Source organism: Sphingobium lignivorans (assembly GCF_014203955.1).
Lineage (GTDB): Bacteria > Pseudomonadota > Alphaproteobacteria > Sphingomonadales > Sphingomonadaceae > Sphingobium > Sphingobium lignivorans.
In genome coordinates this window covers 2,490,057-2,509,910 of the sequence record NZ_JACHKA010000001.1, presented here as the reverse complement: position 1 = coordinate 2,509,910, position 19,854 = coordinate 2,490,057, and the positions used below count along the sequence as shown (strand labels likewise).

Annotated in this window: 12 protein-coding genes and 2 pseudogenes; 12 read left to right on the top strand and 2 right to left on the bottom strand. The window is 66.3% G+C overall.

The genetic code is table 11. The annotated features are described in order from the left end of the window. The first annotated feature begins 31 nt into the window (after nt 1–31). Nucleotides 32–1,546 (top strand): glucose-6-phosphate isomerase, encoded by a 1,515-nt coding sequence (gene pgi, locus HNP60_RS11645; RefSeq protein WP_184153848.1) that lies wholly within the window; start codon nt 32–34, stop codon nt 1,544–1,546. A gap of 127 nt (nt 1,547–1,673) precedes the next feature. Further along, nucleotides 1,674–3,020: a glutathione-disulfide reductase gene (gene gorA / locus HNP60_RS11640; RefSeq protein ID WP_184153845.1), complete on the top strand. Its 1,347-nt coding sequence runs from the start codon at nt 1,674–1,676 to the stop codon at nt 3,018–3,020. An 18-nt stretch (nt 3,021–3,038) separates the two neighbouring features. Here gorA and HNP60_RS11635 read toward each other — a convergent pair. Beyond that, nucleotides 3,039–4,455: pseudogene (locus HNP60_RS11635) on the bottom strand (helix-turn-helix domain-containing protein). A 138-nt stretch (nt 4,456–4,593) separates the two neighbouring features. On the opposite strand from HNP60_RS11635, the gene HNP60_RS11630 reads away from it, so the two are divergent. From HNP60_RS11630 to alr, 10 genes and pseudogenes are all read left to right on the top strand, one after another. Further along, nucleotides 4,594–6,132, top strand: coding sequence for a carboxyl transferase domain-containing protein (locus HNP60_RS11630; protein WP_184153842.1), 1,539 nt, complete (start codon nt 4,594–4,596; stop codon nt 6,130–6,132). Nucleotides 6,133–6,253: 121 nt separating this feature from the next. Next, complete coding sequence (locus HNP60_RS11625) at nt 6,254–7,438, top strand: acetyl-CoA C-acyltransferase (RefSeq protein WP_184153839.1); 1,185 nt, start codon at nt 6,254–6,256, stop codon at nt 7,436–7,438. Further along, on the top strand, nt 7,438–7,878 hold the full coding sequence (gene mce / locus HNP60_RS11620) for a methylmalonyl-CoA epimerase (protein ID WP_184153836.1): 441 nt from the start codon (nt 7,438–7,440) through the stop codon (nt 7,876–7,878). Before HNP60_RS11625 ends, mce begins: the two co-directional genes overlap by 1 nt. Further along, nucleotides 7,875–8,648, top strand: a complete 774-nt coding sequence (locus tag HNP60_RS11615) for an enoyl-CoA hydratase-related protein (protein WP_184153834.1) — start codon at nt 7,875–7,877, stop codon at nt 8,646–8,648. The genes mce and HNP60_RS11615 overlap by 4 nt, the downstream gene beginning before the upstream one ends. Beyond that, complete coding sequence (scpA, locus tag HNP60_RS11610; protein WP_184153831.1) at nt 8,648–10,783, top strand: methylmalonyl-CoA mutase; 2,136 nt, start codon at nt 8,648–8,650, stop codon at nt 10,781–10,783. The genes HNP60_RS11615 and scpA overlap by 1 nt, the downstream gene beginning before the upstream one ends. Nucleotides 10,784–10,824: 41 nt before the next feature. Then, a pseudogene (locus tag HNP60_RS11605) lies at nt 10,825–12,100 on the top strand (O-acetylhomoserine aminocarboxypropyltransferase). A gap of 124 nt (nt 12,101–12,224) precedes the next feature. After that, nucleotides 12,225–13,223, top strand: coding sequence for a biotin synthase BioB (gene bioB / locus HNP60_RS11600; protein ID WP_184153828.1), 999 nt, complete (start codon nt 12,225–12,227; stop codon nt 13,221–13,223). Between the two features lie 252 nt (nt 13,224–13,475). Beyond that, entirely contained in the window at nt 13,476–15,545 is a 2,070-nt protein-coding gene (locus HNP60_RS11595; protein ID WP_184153825.1) for an acetyl-CoA carboxylase biotin carboxylase subunit, read from the top strand. 85 nt (nt 15,546–15,630) lie between these two features. Beyond that, entirely contained in the window at nt 15,631–17,247 is a 1,617-nt protein-coding gene (locus tag HNP60_RS11590; RefSeq protein ID WP_184153822.1) for an MFS transporter, read from the top strand. Between the two features lie 10 nt (nt 17,248–17,257). Continuing rightward, nucleotides 17,258–18,304 carry an alanine racemase gene (gene alr / locus HNP60_RS11585; protein ID WP_184153819.1) on the top strand — a complete coding sequence of 349 codons (1,047 nt, stop codon included), beginning with the start codon at nt 17,258–17,260 and terminating at the stop codon, nt 18,302–18,304. Here the strand turns inward: alr and HNP60_RS11580 are convergent, their stop codons facing one another. Beyond that, nucleotides 18,305–19,774, bottom strand: a complete 1,470-nt coding sequence (locus tag HNP60_RS11580) for a PAS domain S-box protein (RefSeq protein WP_184047746.1) — start codon at nt 19,772–19,774, stop codon at nt 18,305–18,307. It abuts the gene before it with no gap. Nucleotides 19,775–19,854: the final 80 nt, after the last annotated feature.

The window sequence follows — 19,854 nt, the reverse complement described above, 5'->3', positions numbered from 1 at the left end:
CCCGTGAAACCCGTGGGGAAAGAAGGAACGCATGGCTGAGACTGATCGCATTGCTGCTTGCTGGAACGCCCTCAAAGCCCTTGATGTCCCCGACCTGCGGGCGCTTTTCGAGGCGGATCCCGGGCGGCTGGCCGCGCATGTCGTGGAGGAAGGGGCGCTGCGCTTCGATTTCTCCAAGACGCATCTGACGGGCGAGGCGCTCGCGCTGTTCGCGGAGCTTGCCGAGGCCGTCGATTTTTCCGGCCGGCGCGCGGCGATGTTCAATGGCGAGGCGATCAACGTCACCGAAGGGCGCGCGGTCGAGCACAGCGCCGAGCGCGGGGAAGGCAAGGCGGCGAGCGTGGAAGCGGCGCGCGAGCACAAGGCCCGCATGCGCACGCTCATCGATGCGATCGAGGCCGGTGCGCTGGGCGAGATTCGCCACATCCTCCATGTCGGCATCGGCGGATCGGCGCTCGGGCCGGATCTGCTCGTCGATGCGCTGGCTCGCAGCGCGGACCGCTATGACGTCGCCATCGTGTCCAATGTCGACGGGGTGGCGCTGGAAGAAGCGATGGCCCGCTTCGATCCGGCCTGCACCCTGCTCGTCATCGCATCCAAGACCTTCACCACCACCGAAACGATGCTCAACGCGGCGAGTGCCATCGACTGGATGACACGCGCGGGCGTGGAAGACCCTTATGGACAGGTGGTCGCGCTCACCGCCGCGCCGGACAAGGCGATTGAATGGGGCGTGGACGAGACGCGCATTCTCGGCTTTTCCGAGAGCGTGGGCGGGCGCTATTCGCTCTGGTCGTCCATCGGCTTTCCCGCCGCGCTGGCACTGGGCTGGGACGGGTTCGAGGCGCTGCTGGAAGGCGCCGCCGCCATGGACCGGCATTTCCGCCATGCCGGCCCTCTGGAAAACGCGCCGTTGCGCGCGGCCTTCGTCGATCAATATTATGCGCGCGTCATGGGCTGCCAGACCCGCGCCGTCTTCGCTTATGACGAGCGCCTGCGCCTGCTGCCCGACTATCTCCAGCAGCTGGAGATGGAAAGCAACGGCAAGTCCGTGAAGGCGGACGGCACGCCGGTGGACGGGCCGACGGCGGCCATCACCTGGGGCGGCGTGGGCACCGATGCCCAGCACGCGGTGTTCCAGCTTCTCCATCAGGGCACGCATGTCGTGCCGGTCGAGTTCGTGGCGGTCACGGAAGCGGGCGACGATCTCGATCCCGCCCACCACCAGACCTTGCTGGTCAACTGCTTCGCGCAGGGCGCGGCGCTGATGCAGGGGCGCGAGAATGCCGCCGATCCCGCCCGGGCCTATCCCGGCAATCGTCCCTCGACGACGATCCTCATCGATGCGCTCACGCCCCATTCCCTGGGTGCGCTGATCGCCTTCTACGAGCACCGCACCTTTGCCAATGGCGTGCTGATGGAGATCAACAGCTTCGATCAGTTCGGCGTGGAACTGGGCAAGGAGATCGCCCGGAGCATCGAGCAGGAAGGCGCACAGGGCTTCGATCCCAGCACGATGGCGCTGATCGAACGCGCGCTGGGATAGGGCAAGGCGCGGCGAGGGTGGTGGTTCCTGCCGGACACTATCAACCTCGCAAGCAAAATTGCTTTGCGCCACCGCTTGTGCCTGCCCATATGCGCGTGACCGATAATCAGCCCGGTGAGGATATCCCATGAGCGACGACTATGATTTCGACCTGTTCGTGATCGGCGCAGGCTCGGGGGGCGTCCGGGCCTCGCGCGTGGCGGCCGGGCATGGCGCGCGCGTGGCGGTGGCGGAGGAATACAAGGTCGGCGGTACCTGTGTCATCCGGGGCTGCGTGCCCAAGAAGCTGCTCGTCTATGGCGCGCATTTCGCCGAGGATTTGAAGGACGCACGCCGCTTCGGCTGGAATGTGCCGGATTGCGCCTTCGACTGGCCGACGCTGCGCGACAACGTCATCGGGGAAGTGTCGCGGCTGGAGGGGCTGTATCAGCAGACTCTGGACAACAACAAGGTCACCACGTTCCACGAACGCGCCACCATTGAGGGCCCGCATGAGGTCCGCCTTGCCAGCGGCAGGCTGGTGAAGGCGAAATATATCCTCGTCGCCACCGGTGCCTGGCCGAACGTGCCGGACGTGCCCGGCGCGGAGCTGGGCATTACCTCGAACGAAGTCTTCCACCTCGAGAAGATGCCGCGCCGGGTCGCCATTTTCGGCGGCGGCTATATCGCCAATGAATTTGCCGGCATCTTCCACGAATTCGCCTGCGAGGTGACGCTGGTGCTGCGCGGCGACCAGATCCTGCGCGGCTATGACGAGCAGATCCGTGACCGGCTGCTGCAGATCAGCATGTCCAAGGGCATCCAGTTCCGCTTCAACGCGCCGCTGGAGAGGATCGAGAAGCAGGAAGACGGCTCGCTCAAGGTCTTCATCACCGGCGGCGCGCCCATCGAGACGGATCTCGTGCTTTTCGCCACCGGGCGCAATCCGAAGATCGACGGGCTCGGGCTGGAGAATGCCGGCGTCGAGATCGAGAAGGGCGCGATCAAGGTAGATGCGCACAGCCGCACCAATGTCGAGAGCATCTATGCCGTGGGGGACGTCACCAACCGCGTGCAGCTCACGCCCGTGGCGATCCGCGAGGGTCATGCCTTTGCGGACACGGTGTTCGGCGGCAATCCGCGCACGGTGGATTATGACTGCATTCCCTCCGCCGTGTTCAGCCACCCGCCGATCGGCGCGGTGGGGATGACGGAAGGCGAGGCGCGCAACAAGCTCGGCAATGTGAAGGTCTATACGTCCGATTTCCGGCCGATGAAGAATACGCTGGCCAATCGCAACGAGCGCAGCCTCTACAAGCTGGTCTGCAATGGCCTGACGGACCAGGTCGTCGGCATCCACATGCTTTCGCCCGATGCGCCCGAGATCCTGCAGGCCGCCGCCATCGCGGTAAAGGCCGGCCTCACCAAGGCGGATTTCGATGCCACGGTGGCGCTGCATCCCAGCATGGCCGAAGAACTCGTCCTGATGCGCTGAGGGCGCTACCCCTCGCGCTCACCCGATGCCGTAAGGCACGATGCCGCGATGATCGCGCTCGATGTGGATCGGCCGGTCGAGCGGGGGGAAGGCGCGCTGGTCGCAGCCTTCGCGCGGGCAGAGGCGGCAGGACATGCCGATGGGCGTGGCGGCGGCCTCGTCGGTGAGGCGCAGGCCATCGGCATAGATGAAGTTGCCGGCATGCTCGATCTCGCAGCCAAGCACCACGGCATAGCGCCGCGGCGCGCGAGCATAGCTGCCCGAGGGCTTCACGAGACCCCGCGCCATCGAGACATAGCGCATTCCGTCCGGCATCTCGGCGAGCTGCACGATGATCCGGTCGGGGATCGCCACGGCCTCATGCACACCCCAGAGCGGGCAGGCGCCGCCGAACCGGGCGAATTGCAGGCGCGTGGCGCTGTGGCGCTTGGTGATGTTGCCAGCCATGTCGACCCGGCAGAAGAAGAAGGGAATGCCGCGCTGCCCCGGCCGCTGGAGTGTCGAGAGTCGGTGGCAGGCCTGCTCGAAGCTCACGCCGAACTGGCGGGCGAGCGGATCGATATCGTGGCGCAGGGACCGGGCGGACTGGCGGAAAAGGCCATAAGGCATCAGCAGCCCGCCAGCGGCATAATTGGCGAGACCGAGCAGGAGGAGCTGGTCCGCCACCGGATCGCCAAGCTGGGCCTCGGCCATGATCGTCGCCATGTCTCCGCCCAGCTCGAACTGCATCAGCTGGTTGGCGATCTGGAAGGCGCGACTGGGGAGGGGCAGGGCGGCATTGATGCTGAGCTGCCGCCCGGCGGCATCATAGCGGCGCAGCATGGTGCGGTCGCTTTCGCTGGGACTGACGCGGCACTGGTGCCGCTCCTCCAGCGCGCGCAGCAGCCGCGCTTCATTGTCCGGCCCGCCAAGGCCCAGCCGCGCGCAGAGGTCCTCTGCCGCGACATCGAGCGCATGAATGTAATTGCCTGACTCGTGGAACCAGTCGCGCACCGTCTCCCAGGGCGCGCGCGCGGGCCGGCGCGGCGTCGGACGCGATGGCTTCTTCCATCATCGCCAGCCGTTCCTGCGTCTGGCGCAACGCATGGTGCAGCTCGACATAGCGCGCCGCGAAGTCGGGATAATGGAGATGCAGCCGCTCGGCGCGTTCCGGATCGGGCGGCGGCGAGCCGAGGCCGGGATTGGCGAGCGCCCAGTTGAAGGCCCCCAGCAACTGCTCCTCCTGCCGCTCGTCAAACGCGGACCAGTCCAGAGGGAAGGCGCTCGCGAGCGCGGCCTTCACCTTGGCGGTGAGGGGGCGGTCGTTGTTCTCGAGCTGCGAAAGATAGGAGACGGAGATGTCGAGCAGACGCGCCATGGCCTTCTGGTCCATGCGATTGTCGAGGCGAAGCTGCCGGACCTTCTGGCCGACGAAGAGGCGGGTGCCGCGGGACATGCGCGTTGCCTAATCCGCAAAGCGACGCTTCGCAACTCCGCAAGTTTGCAAAGCGCTACGCGTGACAAAGCCCTGCCGGGGCCATATTCAGGCACCGGCGCGTTTCGCAAACAGTCAGTTTCGCAGGATGGAGAGCCCGTGTCCGATCTGCCCATCATCGAGCAGCTTGAGGCCAAGCGCGCCGCGGCAAAGCTTGGCGGCGGCGAGGCGCGCATCGCCGCGCAGCATGCCAAGGGCAAGCTGACGGCGCGTGAACGGCTCGATGTGCTGCTGGACGAAGGCTCGTTCGAGGAACTCGACATGTATGTCGAGCATAACTGCACCGATTTCGGCATGGATGCGCAGCGCATGCCCGGCGACGGCGTGGTCACGGGCTCGGGCACGATCAATGGCCGGCTGGTCTTCGTCTTCAGCCAGGATTTCACGGTGTTCGGCGGATCGCTCTCCGAGCGGCATGCCCAGAAGATCTGCAAGATCATGGACATGGCGATGAAGGTCGGCGCCCCGGTGATCGGCCTCAACGACAGTGGCGGCGCCCGCATCCAGGAAGGGGTGGCGTCACTGGGCGGCTATGCCGAGGTGTTTCAGCGCAACGTGCTGGCGTCCGGCGTGGTCCCGCAGATCAGTCTGGTGATGGGCCCCTGTGCCGGTGGCGCGGTCTATTCCCCGGCCATGACCGACTTCATCTTCATGGTGAAACATTCGAGCTACATGTTCGTCACCGGCCCCGATGTCGTGAAAACCGTCACGAACGAAATGGTTTCGCAGGAGGAACTCGGGGGCGCCGTGACTCACACCACGAAGTCGGGCGTTGCCGACGTCGCTTTCGAGAATGACATCGAGGCGTTGCTGGCGGCGCGCGACTTCGTGGACTTTCTTCCCGCGAACAATCGCGATCCCGTGCCCGATCGTCCCACCGCTGACCCCTGGGATCGCGAGGAGCCGGGGCTGGATACGCTCATCCCGGCGAGCGCCAACCAGCCCTATGACATGCACGAGGTCATCCGCAAGACGCTGGACGAAGGCGATTTCTTCGAAATCCAGCCGGCCCATGCGGCGAACATCATCTGCGGTTTCGGGCGGATCGAGGGGCGCACGGTCGGCGTGGTCGCGAACCAGCCGATGGTCCTCGCCGGCGTGCTCGACATCAATTCGTCGAAGAAGGCCGCGCGCTTCGTGCGCTTCTGCGACGCGTTCGAGATCCCGATCCTCACTTTCGTCGATGTGCCCGGCTTCCTGCCCGGCACGGCGCAGGAGCATGCGGGCATCATCAAGCATGGCGCCAAGCTGCTCTTCGCTTATGCCGAGGCGACGGTGCCAAAGATTACCGTTATCACGCGCAAGGCCTATGGCGGCGCCTATGACGTGATGGCCTCCAAGCATCTGCGCGGCGACCTCAATTATGCCTGGCCGACCGCCGAGATCGCGGTGATGGGCGCCAAGGGCGCGGTGGAGATCATCTTCCGCAAGGATATCGGCGACCCCGAGAAGATCGCCGCGCGCACCAAGGAATATGAGGATCGCTTCGCCAATCCCTTCGTCGCCGCGTCCAAGGGCTTCATCGACGAGGTCATCATGCCCCATTCCACGCGGCGGCGCGTCGCGCTCGGGCTGCGGAAGCTGCGCAACAAGCAGCTCGATAACCCGTGGAAGAAGCATGATAATATTCCGCTGTGATGAGCGGCCGCCGCCATGGACCAGACTCCTGTGCATGGGCCTGCTGATTTGATGTTTCCGTACCAGTTCGTCTTTCCCCGTTTTGCAGGGAGGGCGCTGGTTGAATGATGGATTTCCGGACATGACGACGAACGCCACGCTCATTCTCTCTTATGCCCGCACGCCGATGGGCGGCTTCCAGGGCAGTCTTTCCGGCGCCAGCGCGACGGAGCTCGGCACGGCCGCCGTCAGGGCCGCGGTCGAGCGCGCGGGTGTTGATCCGGCGGCGGTCGAGCGCTGCTATATGGGCTGCGTGCTGCCGGCCGGGCTCGGGCAGGCGCCGGCGCGCCAGGCCGCGCGCGGAGCAGGGCTGCCCGATCATGTCGAGGCGACCACCATCAACAAGATGTGCGGCAGCGGCATGAAGGCGGCGATGATGGCGGCGGACGCCATCGCGGCAGGGTCGGCCGAGCTGATCGTCGCGGGTGGCATGGAGAGCATGTCCAACGCGCCCTATCTCATGAAGAAGCACCGGGCGGGTGCCCGCATCGGCCATGATGTCATTTATGACCACATGATGCTCGATGGGCTGGAGGATGCCTATGAGCCGGGCAAGGCGATGGGCGTCTTCGCCGAGGGCACGGCGCGCGATTATCAGTTCACCCGCGAGGCGCAGGATGCCTATGCGATCGAATCCCTGACGCGGGCGCAGAGGGCACAGGCAGACGGCTGGTTCGAAAAGGAAATCGTCCCGGTCGAGGTGACAAGCCGCAAGGGCTCGCAAACCATCGCGCAGGACGAGCAGCCATTGAAGGGCGATCCCGCGAAGATCCCGAGCCTGCGGCCGGCATTTGCAAAGGACGGCACGATCACTGCCGCCAATGCCAGCTCCATTTCGGACGGCGCGGCCGCCCTGGTGCTGGCGGGCGAGGGCTGGGTAGCGGCCAACGGCGTGCGCCCGGTCGCGCGGATCGTCGCCCATACGGCGCATGCCCGGCTGCCCGCGCACTTCACCACGGCCCCTGTCGGTGCGATCGAGAAGCTGCTGGCGAAGACCGGCTGGCGCGTCGAGGATGTCGATCTGTTCGAGATCAACGAGGCATTCGCGGTCGTCACCATGGCGGCGATGCATGACCTCTCCATCCCGCACGGGAAAGTGAACATCCATGGCGGGGCGACGGCGCTCGGCCATCCGGTCGGCGCATCCGGCGCGCGCATCGTGGCGACCCTGCTGTCCGCACTGGAGCGCACCGGCGGGCGGCGCGGCATCGCGTCGCTGTGCATTGGCGGCGGCGAGGCGACGGCAATGGCGGTGGAACTGCTCTGATGAAGCTGGGGCGCCTCAATCATGTCGGCGTGGCAACGCCGTCACTGGAGAGGGCGATCGCCTTCTGGCGGGACATCATGGGCGCGCAGATCATCCGCGAGCCGTTCGACATGGCCGGGCAGGGCGTGCGCGTCTGCTTCGTCGAGACGCCCGGGGCGGACAGCACGGCGGGCACGCAGATCGAACTGCTGGAGCCCCTTGGGGAGACCTCGCCTATCGCGGCGTTCCTCGCGAAGAACCCGCAGGGCGGGCAGCATCATCTCGCGTTCGAAGTGCCGGACATAGCGGCCGCGAAGGACTGGTTCGAGCGGCAGGGCAAGCGGGTGCTGGGCGAGCCGCGCCTTGGCGCGCACGGCACGCTGGTCTTCTTCGTCCATCCCCGGGACATGGGCGGCGTGTTGACCGAGATCATGGAAACCCCCAAGGGAGCGGGACATTGACCCAGATCCTCATCTCTTCCCTGCAGGAAGGCGTCCTGACGCTGACGCTCAACCGGCCGGAGCGGCTCAATGCCCTTTCCACCGAATTGCTCGCGGCCTTGACGCATGCGCTGGACGATGGCGTGGCGGCCGGGGCCCGCGCGGTGCTCCTCACCGGCGCTGGCCGCGCCTTCTGTGCCGGAGCGGATCTGGCGGGCAGCGGCGGCGTGGTGCGCGATCTGGGCGAGACGCTGGCGACTTATTATCATCCCCTGTTCCTGCGCCTTGCCGGGCTGGATATCCCGGTGGTGAGCGCCATCAACGGTCCCGCGGTGGGCGCGGGCGTGGCGCTGGCGCTGGCGGCGGACATCGCCCTCATCGCGCGCTCGGCCTATCTCCAGCTTGGCTTCGTCAATATCGGGCTGGTGCCGGATGCCGGCGCGACATGGCTGGTCGCCAAGAGCGCCGGCCGGGCCAAGGCGCTGGAGATGGCGCTGCTGGGCGAGCAGATGGGCGCGCAGGACGCGGTGGATGCCGGGCTGGTCGCGCGGGTCTTCGATGACGAGGCACTGGCGAGCGAGGCGAATGCGATCGCGCATCGTCTTGCCCGGGGGCCGGGCGTGGCCATCGGCCTGATCCGCAAGCAGGTGGCCGCAGCGCTGACCCATACGCTGCCCGAGACCATGACGGTGGAAGCAGCGAACCAGAGCGCTGCAGGGCGCACCGAGGATTTCCGCGAAGGTGTCGCCGCCTTCGTCGAGAAGCGCGCGCCGATTTTTCGGGGCGAATGATGAGCGACCGGCCTACGCTCGAGGACTGGCAGCAGCGCGCTGCGCAGGAAGTGAAGGGGCGCGATCTCGCCTGGCACACGCCTGAAGGCATTGACGTTCGCCCGCTCTACACGCCGGCGGACACCGAAGGGCTGGACCCCGGCCTGCCGGGCTTCGCGCCGTTCACGCGCGGCGTGCGTGCCTCCATGTATGCGGGGCGGCCCTGGACGATCCGCCAATATGCCGGCTTCTCGACCGCCGAGGAATCCAACGCCTTCTACAAGCGCAATCTCGCGGCCGGGCAGAAGGGGCTGTCCGTCGCCTTCGATCTCGCCACCCATCGCGGCTATGACAGCGATCATCCGCGCGTGACGGGCGATGTCGGCAAGGCCGGCGTAGCGATCGACACCGTCGAGGACATGAAAATCCTGTTCGACGGCATCCCGCTCGACCAGATGTCCGTCTCCATGACCATGAACGGCGCGGTGATCCCGGTCCTCGCTTTCTTCATCGTCGCGGCGCAGGAGAAGGGCGTCGCTCAGGAGACGCTGGAAGGGACCATCCAGAACGACATCCTCAAGGAGTTCATGGTCCGCAACACCTATATCTATCCGCCCGCGCCCAGCATGCGGATCATCTCGGACATCTTCGCCTATACGGCAGACCACATGCCCCGCTTCAACAGCATCTCCATCTCCGGCTACCATATGCAGGAAGCCGGGGCGACGGCGGTGCAGGAGCTGGCCTTCACCATCGCGGACGGCATCGAATATGTGAAATATGGCGTGGCATCCGGACTGGATATCGACCGTTTCGCGGGGCGCCTGAGTTTCTTCTTCGCCATCGGCATGAATTTCTTCATGGAAGTCGCCAAGCTGCGCGCGGCGCGGCTGCTCTGGCACCGGGCGATGACGACGCTCGGCGCGCAGGACGAGCGCTCGAAGATGCTGCGCACGCATTGCCAGACGTCCGGCGTCTCGCTGACCGAGCAGGACCCGTACAACAACGTCATCCGCACGACCATCGAGGCCATGGCGGCAATGCTGGGCGGCACCCAGTCGTTGCACACCAATGCGCTCGACGAGGCCATCGCGCTGCCGACGGACTTTTCCGCCCGCATCGCCCGCAACACGCAGATCGTGCTGCAGGAGGAAACGGGGATGACGAAGGTCGTCGATCCGCTCGGCGGCAGCTATTATGTCGAGGCGCTCACGCATGAGCTGGCCGAAGCCGCGCAGGCGATCATCGACCGGGTGGAGGCGGAAGGCGGCATGGCGCAGGCCGTGGCCGCCGGCTGGCCCAAGGCGATGATCGAGGAAGCCGCCGCCGCCCGCCAGGCGCGGGTCGACCGGGGCGAGGATGTGATCGTGGGCGTCAACAGATATCGCCTGCCGGGCGAGGCGCCCATCGAGATCCTGGAAGTGGACAATCACGCCGTGCGGGACGCGCAGGTCGCGCGCATCCGGCAGGTGAAGGCACAGCGCGACGAGGCGGCGTGCGGGGCGGCGCTCGCGGCGCTGAAGGCCGGCGCGGCGGGCACGGGCAATCTCCTTGCCCTCGCGGTGGAAGCGGCGCGGGCCCGCGCCACGCTGGGCGAGATTTCCTCGGCGATGGAAGAGGCGTTCGGGCGCTACGCTACGGTCCCCCAGCCGGTCAAAGGCGTCTATGCCGCGCCTTACCACGAGGACGAGCGCTGGGCGAATGTCGTCGATGGCGTGCAGGCCGTGGAGCGGCGACTTGGCCGCAAGCCGCGCATCCTCGTCGCCAAGATGGGGCAGGACGGGCATGATCGCGGCGCGAATGTGATTGCCTCGGCCTTTGGTGATCTGGGCTTCGAGGTGACCAGCGGCCCGCTGTTCCAGACGCCGGAAGAGACAGCGGCACTGGCGCTGGAGAAGGATGTGGATGTGGTGGGCGCGTCCAGCCTCGCCGCGGGGCACAAGACGCTGATCCCGGAACTGATCGACCGGCTTCGCGAGGCGGGGCGGGCGGACATCAGGGTGATCGTGGGCGGCGTCATTCCGCCGCAGGATTATGAGGCGTTGCGGGCAGCGGGCGTGCAGGGGATCTACGGCCCCGGTACCAATGTGCTCGATTCCGTCGAGGACGTGCTGCGCCTGCTCGGGCATAATATGCCCTCGCCGGAATCGGTCTGATCGGCCAAAGAGCGACCAGACATGAGGAGAAGTGATTGCCGATGACCGACCATATCGAGACACTCGCCATCCATGCCGGGACCGAGCCGGACCCGACGACAAAGGCACGCATCACGCCGATCTATCAGACCACATCCTATGTGTTCGACAGCCCGGAGCATGCCGCGGCGCTGTTCGGCCTCAACGAGTTCGGCAACATCTACACGCGCCTGATGAACCCCACGACCGGGGCGTTCGAGGGCAAGATCGCGGCGATGGAAGGCGGCGCGGCGGCGCTGGCTACGGCATCGGGCCATGCCGCGCAGTTCCTCGCCTTCCACACGCTGATGGAGCCGGGCTGCCACATCGTGGCGGCGAAGAAGCTCTATGGCGGCTCGCTCAATCAGATCGGCCATAGCTTCCGCAAGATGAGCTGGGATTCGACGTTCGTCGACGCGGACGAGCCAGACAATGTCGCTGCCGCCATCACGGACAAGACCCGGGCGGTCTTCATCGAGAGCCTCGCCAATCCGGGCGGTGTCGTGCAGGATATCGAGGCCATTGCCCGCATCGCGCACGCGGGCCGGCGTACCGCTCATTGTCGACAACACGCTGGCCACGCCGATGCTGTGCCGCCCGATCGAATATGGCGCGGACATCGTTGTCCATTCCGCGACCAAGTTCCTGGGCGGCCATGGCAATTCGCTTGCCGGGGTGATCGTGGACGCGGGCCGGTTCGACTGGGCGAAGAACGGCAAATATCCATATCTCAGCGAGCCCAATCCGAGCTATCACGGCAAGCGCTTCACCGAGGCGTTCGGCAACATCGCTTTCATCCTCGCTTGCCGGGCGCTGGGCCTGCGCGATCTGGGGCCGACGCTGGCGCCGATGAACGCTTTCCTCGTGCTCACCGGCATGGAGACGCTGCCCCTGCGCATGGAGCGGCATTGCAGCAATGCCCTCATGCTCGCGCAGTGGCTGCGCACCCATCCCAAGGTGGACTGGGTGTCCTATGCCGGCCTGCCCGAAGACCGCTATCATGCGCTGGCGCAGCGCTACATGGGCGGCAAGGGCGGCGCGGTCTTCACCTTCGGCCTCAAGGGCGGGCGCGAGGCGGGCGTGAGGCTGGTTTCCTCGGTGAAGCTCTTCAGCCACCTCGCCAATATCGGCGACACGCGCTCGCTCATCATCCACCCCGCCTCGACGACGCACAGCCAACTTTCCGATGACGAGCTGGTGCTGGCCGGCGCCGGTCCGGACGTCGTGCGTGTCTCCGTCGGCATCGAGCATATCGACGACATCATCGCGGACATGGCGCAGGCGCTGGACCAGCTGTGAGCGATGGGCAGAGCGCGGCCGTTTCATGCACAGCAATCGCCCCCGTCGGGGCTTGCCCGCGCTCATGCTCTCTTCCAGGGAATAGGCGGGGCGGGCACGGCGCTCGCCCTGCATGGAGATTTTGATGACTGAGCCCCGCACAGACTGGACCCGGGCAGAGATTGCCGCCCTGTTCGACCTGCCGTTCATGGACCTGCTCTACGAGGCGCAGACCGTCCACCGCGCCGGCCACCCGCGCAACGCGGTGCAGCTTTCGACTCTGCTATCCATCAAGACCGGCGGCTGCCCGGAGGATTGCGGCTATTGCAGCCAGTCCGTCCATGCCGAGACGGGTCTCAAGGCGACGAAGCTCATGGACGTGCGCGCCGTGCTCCAGTCCGCCGCCATGGCCAAGGACAACGGCTCGGGCCGCTTCTGCATGGGCGCGGCCTGGCGCAATCCCAAGGATCGCGACATGCCGGCCCTCATCGAGATGGTGAAGGGCGTGCGGGCCATGGGCATGGAGACCTGCATGACGCTCGGCATGCTGACGCCCGCCCAGGCGGACATGCTCGCGCAGGCCGGCCTCGATTATTACAACCACAATATCGACACCGCGCCGGAGAAATATGGCGAGGTCATCACCACCCGCAGCTTCGCGGAGCGGATCGACACGCTGGAAGCGGTGCGCGCGGCGGGCATCAATGTGTGCTGCGGCGGCATCGTGGGCATGGGCGAGACGCGGGAGGACCGTATTGGCTTCATTCACGCGCTCGCCACCATGCCGCATCCCGAGAGCGTGCCGATCAACGCGCTGGTGCCGGTGAAAGGCACGGTGCTGGGCGACATGCTGGCCGACACACCGCTCGCCAAGATCGACGAGATCGAGTTCGTGCGCACGGTGGCGGTGGCGCGCATCGCCATGCCAGCGAGCATGGTTCGCCTCTCCGCCGGCCGCGAGAGCATGAGCGAGGCCTGCCAGGCGCTGTGCTTCATGGCGGGCGCGAACAGCATCTTCACCGGCGACAAGCTGCTGACGGCGCCCAATGCGGGCGACGACAGCGATGGCGCGCTGCTGGCGAAGCTGGGCATCGCGGCCATGCACGCAGCGCCGCACGGGCATCTGGAGGAAGCGGCGGAGTGAGGCGCTCTCCCACCTCCGTCACCCCGGACCTGATCCGGGGGCCAGCTTCCTTGCCGTCGCGTGGCAAGAAAGCGGGATGCCGGATCAAGTCCGGCATGACGGCGGACGGGGAAGCGGCGGCGTGGCTTTCGGTCGCTGAATCGCAGTGCCCCGGGTCAGTTTTATCATGTTGCTCATGACGCGGGGCGCTCCTTTGGTGTCCGGAGCGGGCCCCCTGGCGATCCATCGCAATGTTCGAGGACGGAAGCTGCCATGATCTCCAAAATCCTCATCGCCAATCGCGGCGAGATCGCCTGCCGCGTCATCCGCACGGCGCGCCGGATGGGCATCGCCACGGTCGCGGTCTATTCCGAGGCGGATGCGCGCGCGCCGCATGTGCTCATGGCGGACGAGGCGGTGCTGCTCGGACCGCCGCCGGCTTCGCAGTCCTATCTGCTCGCCGATGCCATCATCGCCGCCTGCAAGGCGACCGGCGCGGATGCGGTGCATCCGGGCTATGGCTTCCTGTCCGAGCGCGAAAGCTTCGCGCGGGCCTGCGCGGAGAATGACATCGTCTTCATTGGCCCGCCGCCCAATGCCATCGCCGCGATGGGCGACAAGATCGAATCCAAGAAGCTGGCGCTCGCCGCCGGGGTCAATGTCGTGCCGGGCCATGTCGGCGAGATCGACGATACCGATCATGCCGTGCGGATCGCGGGCGAGATCGGCTATCCGGTGATGATGAAGGCATCGGCCGGCGGCGGCGGCAAGGGCATGCGGCTCGCTTATTCGGAAGCCGAGGTGCGGGAGGGCTTTCCCGCCGTCAAGCGCGAGGGGCTGGCGAGCTTTGGCGACGATCGCGTGTTCATCGAGAAGTTCATAGAGCAGCCGCGCCATATCGAGATCCAGGTGCTGGGGGACCAGCATGGCAACATCCTCTATCTCGGCGAGCGCGAATGCTCGATCCAGCGGCGCCACCAGAAAGTCATCGAGGAAGCGCCGTCGCCTTTCGTGACGCCGGACATGCGCAGGGCGATGGGGGAGCAGGCCGTCGCGCTCGCGCGGGCCGTGGGCTATTACAGCGCCGGCACGGTGGAACTCATCGTCTCCGGCGCGGACAGGACGGGGGAGAGCTTCTACTTCCTCGAAATGAACACGCGGCTTCAGGTCGAGCATCCGGTGACGGAGATGGTGACCGGCCTCGATCTGGTCGAGCAGATGATCCGCGTCGCCAATGGCGAGGCGCTTGGCTTCACTCAGGCGGACGTGCGGCTGGACGGCTGGGCAGTCGAAAGCCGTGTCTATGCGGAAGACCCCTACCGCGGTTTCCTGCCCAGCACCGGGCGTCTGGTGCGCTACACGCGGCCGGAGACCGGCGTCGTGGAGGCGGATGCCGATGAGCTCGACGATACGGAGCTTGAGGCCGTTGCCGGCCAGGATGCCGCGCGCGGCGGCGAGATCCGGCTGGACGATGGCGTGGCCGAGGGCAGCGACGTTTCGATGTTCTACGATCCGATGATCGCCAAGCTGGTGACGCACGCGCCCACGCGAACCGGCGCCATCGACCTGCAGATCGATGCGCTCGACCGGTTCGAGATCGAGGGCCTCAATCACAATATCGATTTCCTGTCCGCGCTGATGCAGCACGAGCGCTTCCGCGCGGGGGACATCACCACCGCCTTCATCGCCACGGAATATCCGGACGGCTTTGCCGGTGCGCCGGCCGCGCCGGGCCTCCGGCGCCGTCTCGCCGCGATCGCCGCCTTCGTCTCGATGGCGCAGGCGGACCGGGCGCGGCGGATCGACGGCCAGCTCGCCCGCCCTCTCGCGCCGCCGACGGAGTGGCAGGTTCGGATCGGGGACGAGGATCATGCGGTGACCATCCATGGCGATGACCTCACCGTGGATGGCGCGCCGCTGTTCATGGCGCTGGACTACACACCGGGCGACCGACTGGTGGAAGCCGAGTTCGGCACGGACGACGCGGAGGAAGGGCTCGCCGTGCGGATCGCGCCCGTTCGGGCCGGCTGGCGCCTCACCACGCGCGGCGCGTCCCATGAAGCGCGCGTGCTGCCGGCCCATGTCGCGCGCCATGCCGACCACATGATCGAGCACCCAGCGCCCGATCTCTCGCGTTTCCTCATGAGCCCGATGCCCGGCCGGCTCGTCGCGCTGCACGTGGAAGAGGGGGACAAGGTGGAGGCGGGCCAGCCGCTGGCGGTCGTCGAGGCGATGAAGATGGAGAATGTCCTGCGGGCGGGCAAGGCCGGCACCGTCGCCAGCATCGTGGCCCTGTCCGGCGCGACGCTGGCGCTGGATGACGTGATCCTCGAACTGGAATAGAGCCTTCCGGCCGGGCGTCGCGAGGCGTTCACAACCCGCCTTAACTCCCGTAGAAGTCGCGACGGGGTAGGGGAATGGAGGGGACATGGCAACGGCTGCGGCGCAGAGGGAGACCGGCGAGACGACGCAATCCATTCCGCTGGTGATCGGCGCTTCGTCGCTCGGCACCATGTTCGAATGGTATGATTTCTTCATTTACGGGACGCTGGCGGCCAGCGGCATTATCGGCCGGGTTTTCTTCCCGACCGGCAGCGAGACACTGCAGACCCTGCTTGCCTGGGCGGGCTTCGCGATCGGCTTCGGCTTCCGCCCCCTGGGCGCGATCATATTCGGCTATCTCGGCGACAGGCTGGGCCGGAAATATACTTTCCTCGTGACGATCGTGCTGATGGGCGTGGCGACGGCGGGAGTCGGCCTCGTTCCTTCGGCCGAGACGATCGGGCTGGCCGCGCCAGTCCTCATCATCCTGCTGCGCATCTGCCAGGGCCTCGCGCTCGGCGGGGAATATGGCGGCGCGGCGGTCTTCGTCGCCGAGCATGCGCCGCAGGGTCGCGCCGGTTTCTACACGAGCTTCATCCAGGCGGCAGTGGCGGGCGGCTTCGTCCTGTCGCTGTTCGTCGTTCTGGGGGTCAAGGGCGTCATGTCGGCCGCGACATGGGATGCCTGGGGCTGGCGCGTGCCGTTCCTGCTGTCCATCGTCCTTCTCGTCATTTCCGTGTGGATGCGCAGCAAGCTGCGCGAAAGCCCGGTGTTCGAGGAGATGCGGGCGGAAGGGCGGATGGCGCGCAATCCCTTCGTCGAGAGCTTCACCTATCCCGGCAACGGGCGGCGCCTGTTCGTCGCCTTGTTCGGCGTGGCGGCGGGGCTGACGGTGATCTGGTACACTTCGATGTTCTCGGTGCTTTCCTTCCTCCAGGGGCCGATGAAGGTCTCCGCGACGACGGCGCAGGTGATCGTGGCACTGGCCGCCTTGATCGGATCGGTCTGGTTCATCCTGTTCGGCCATCTGTCCGACACATGGGGGCGCAGGCGCGTCATCGCCGTCGGATATGCGCTGACATTGGTCCTGCTCGTGCCGGCCTTCTGGCTGATCGGCAGCCAGGCCAATCCCGCGCTGGCGGCAGCGAGTGCGCGCGCGCCCATCGTGGTGACGGGCGCGCAATGCCGCTACGACCCTTTCGCAAGCGGCGGGCAGGCGACACCCTGCGGCCGGGTTCTGGATCGGTTGACGGCAAAGGGCCTGTCTTATACGGTCGAGCATGGCGAGGGGCTGCGCGTAACTGTGGGCGGCACCGTCGTCGCCCATCCGGAGGGAGAGGGGATGGACGCCGCGCTCGATGCTGCCGGCTATGACCTCACGCCGCAGACCCCGCCGCTGCGCAGCCTGCTCATCATCATGCTCGGCGTCGTCGGGCTGAGCCTGTTGTCCGGCATGACATACGGCCCGGTGGCGGCGCTGCTCAGCGAGATGTTCCCTCCCGCCGTGCGCTACAGCTCGCTTTCCATCCCCTATCATGTCGGCACCGGCTATTTCGGCGGGTTCCAGCCGTTCATCGCGAGCTACATCGTGGCTCGGACGGGCGATCCCTATGCGGGCCTATGGTATACGCTCGGCGTGGTGGCGCTCGCGCTGGTCGTGATCCTGTGGGGTGCCGGGCGCTCCTGGCGGAATGATCTCGACGCAGGGAGCGGCGCGCGCTAACGCCCCATCGATGACCGAGCTTCCATCTGCGCCGCTCGCGCTGCATCTGGACAGTGCCGCGCTCAAGTCCAACTGGCAGTGGCTCGCGCGGCGGAGCGGCGATGCCCGCTGCGGCGCGGCCATCAAGGCGAATGGCTATGGCCTCGGCGCCATCGAGGTCATGAGGCACCTGAAGGCTGCCGGTTGCCGCGATTTCTTCGTGGCGACTTGGCGGGAAGCCGCGGCGCTGATGCCGCATCTGGGCGATGCCTCGCTTTCCGTCCTGCATGGCGTTCGCGCCGAGGACATGGCTTTTGCGCGCGGTTGTCCCGTGCGCCCGGTGCTCAACAGTGTCGGGCAGGTCGCACGTTGGAAAGCGGCCGGGGGCGGGCCGTGCGACCTCATGGTCGACACCGGGATGAGCCGGCTGGGCCTCGATCCGCAGGATATCTCCGCCGATCTTCTGGAAGGGCTCGAGATCGAGACGCTGCTGAGCCATCTGGCCTGCGCCGACGAGGATCATCCGCTCAATGCGGCGCAGTGCGCGCTGTTTCATGACGTGGCGGCGCGGGTGCCGGCGAAGCGCTTGAGCCTCGCCAACAGTGCCGGCATCCTGCTCGGACCGGATTATCATTTCGACCTCACGCGGCCGGGCCTCGCGCTTTATGGCGGCGTGCCGCGCCCGGAGGCGGCGGGTCATCTCGCGCAGGTCGTGCGGCCGCGTGCCCAGATCCTCCAGCGGCGCACGGTGAAGAGTGGCGCGATCGTCGGCTATGGCGCGACGTTCCGCGCGCCCGATCAACGGGAAGTGGCGGTGCTGAACGTCGGCTATGCCGACGGCTATCTGCGTGGTTTCTCTTCGACCGGCGCGGCGCTTGCCGACGGCGTGCGCCTGCCCGTGCTCGGCCGGGTCTCGATGGATCTCCTGATCGTCGATGTCAGCCAGGTGCCTTCGCTGGGCGAGGGGGACTGGGTGGAGCTGGACTATGATCTGACGCTGGCGGCGGCCCAGTCCGGCCTCTCGCAATATGAGTTGTTGACGGGCCTTGGCGCGCGCTACGAGCGCGTCTGGCGCTGATCAGGTACTGGGCGCCATGGTCAGCGTGCCATGCGCCCCGCGCACGGCTTCCCGCAACCCGCGGATCAACTGCAGCACCGTCGCCGGCTTCCTGATCGCGCGGCAATTGGCGAACTCCTGGCTGTAGCCAAGATCCTCATAGCCGGTGCAGAACAGGAAGGGGATGCCGAGGCGCCGCAAGGACCGCGCCAAGGGAAACACCGGCATGCCGCCGAGATCGACATCAAGTATGGCAACATCCGGCCGGCTCTTTTCCGAAAGAATGCGATTGGCGTCCTCGATGGAACCGGCCACGCCGACAACGGACCATCCATATTCTTCCAGGGATTTGGACATCTGCATCGCCAGCAGCGGTTCGTCCTCGACGATGAGCAAAGTGCCGAGTTTCTCGCTGTCGTCAGTGCGCTGGGACGCGCCTTCCTGTCTTACCGGTTCCCCCATTGCAGGTCTGCCTTCTCTCGGCCGTCTGTCGCTGCCGATTTGCAAAACGCTCTCGGGCAGATTCAGTTCCAGTCGATAGCCATCGCGGGCCCAATGATGCTCGAAGTCACCGCAGAGCTGATTGTCCACGATCTGCTGGATCAGGTTGGTCCCGAAGCCCATTTCTGCCGGGGCCGTTACCGGCGGGCCGCCGCTTTCCTGCCAGCTCAGATGGATGCCGTTGCCGGGAACCTGCTGCCAGGTAAGATGGACATGGCCATTGTACATGGACAGCGCGCCATATTTGACGGCGTTGGTGGCCAGCTCGTGGATGAGCATGCCGATCGGCTGGACCGCTCGGGGTGAGAGCTTGACGTCCGGACCCTCGCACGTGAAGTTCGCCAGATCGGCATAGGTGCCGAGCTCGTCGTCCGCCACCTGACGCAGGGACGCGCCTTTCCAGCGTCCGCGTGCCAGCAGGCCGTGCGCGCGGGACATGGCGGCGATGCGTCCTGCCAGCGATTCGGCATAAGCCTCGCGCGTCGGGGCCTCGGTGAGTGACACGAGGGAGGACACGATCGCGAGGATGTTCTTGGCCCGGTGATCGACTTCGCGGGCCAGCAAGGCCTGGGCTTCCTCATTGGCCTTTCGTTCCGTGATGTCGCGCAGGATCACGGTCGAGAGGCGCTCGCCGCCCACCTGGGCCTGCGAGATCGATGCCTCGACGGGGAATTCCTCGCCATTCTCGCGAATGGCGCTGATCGCCCCGAGCGCGCCCATGCGCCTCCCGGTCTCGCCGGTCGTCGCGAAACGGACGATATGTTCCGAATGACCGGCGCGGAAACGCTCGGGGATGAACCGCTCGATCGGTGCCCCCATGACTTCCTGCGCTGAGATGCCGAACATCTGCTCGGCTGCGGGATTGAAAAAGATCACGCGCTGTGCGGCATCGATGCTGATGATTGCATCCATGGCAGAAGCAATGATCGCCTGAAGCCGATCGAGCTTCTGTACTTGCGTCACGTCGCCATCGGTCGAACCAGGCAGCATAGACGAGCACTCCCGTCCATTGATTCGTTATGTTCCACTTCGCTTGTAACTGCGTTGGCTAGAAAGCAGAACTAAAAAAG

Excerpts from the sequence above, each read along its gene's own strand:
- HNP60_RS11590 (WP_184153822.1), top strand. The coding sequence starts at position 15,631 with ATGGCAACGGCTGCGGCGCAGAGGGAGACCGGCGAGACGACGCAATCC.
- pgi (WP_184153848.1), top strand. The coding sequence starts at position 32 with ATGGCTGAGACTGATCGCATTGCTGCTTGCTGGAACGCCCTCAAAGCC.
- HNP60_RS11580 (WP_184047746.1), bottom strand. The coding sequence starts at position 19,774 with ATGCTGCCTGGTTCGACCGATGGCGACGTGACGCAAGTACAGAAGCTC.
- bioB (WP_184153828.1), top strand. The coding sequence starts at position 12,225 with ATGACTGAGCCCCGCACAGACTGGACCCGGGCAGAGATTGCCGCCCTG.
- alr (WP_184153819.1), top strand. The coding sequence starts at position 17,258 with ATGACCGAGCTTCCATCTGCGCCGCTCGCGCTGCATCTGGACAGTGCC.
- scpA (WP_184153831.1), top strand. The coding sequence starts at position 8,648 with ATGAGCGACCGGCCTACGCTCGAGGACTGGCAGCAGCGCGCTGCGCAG.
- mce (WP_184153836.1), top strand. The coding sequence starts at position 7,438 with ATGAAGCTGGGGCGCCTCAATCATGTCGGCGTGGCAACGCCGTCACTG.
- HNP60_RS11625 (WP_184153839.1), top strand. The coding sequence starts at position 6,254 with ATGACGACGAACGCCACGCTCATTCTCTCTTATGCCCGCACGCCGATG.
- HNP60_RS11595 (WP_184153825.1), top strand. The coding sequence starts at position 13,476 with ATGATCTCCAAAATCCTCATCGCCAATCGCGGCGAGATCGCCTGCCGC.
- gorA (WP_184153845.1), top strand. The coding sequence starts at position 1,674 with ATGAGCGACGACTATGATTTCGACCTGTTCGTGATCGGCGCAGGCTCG.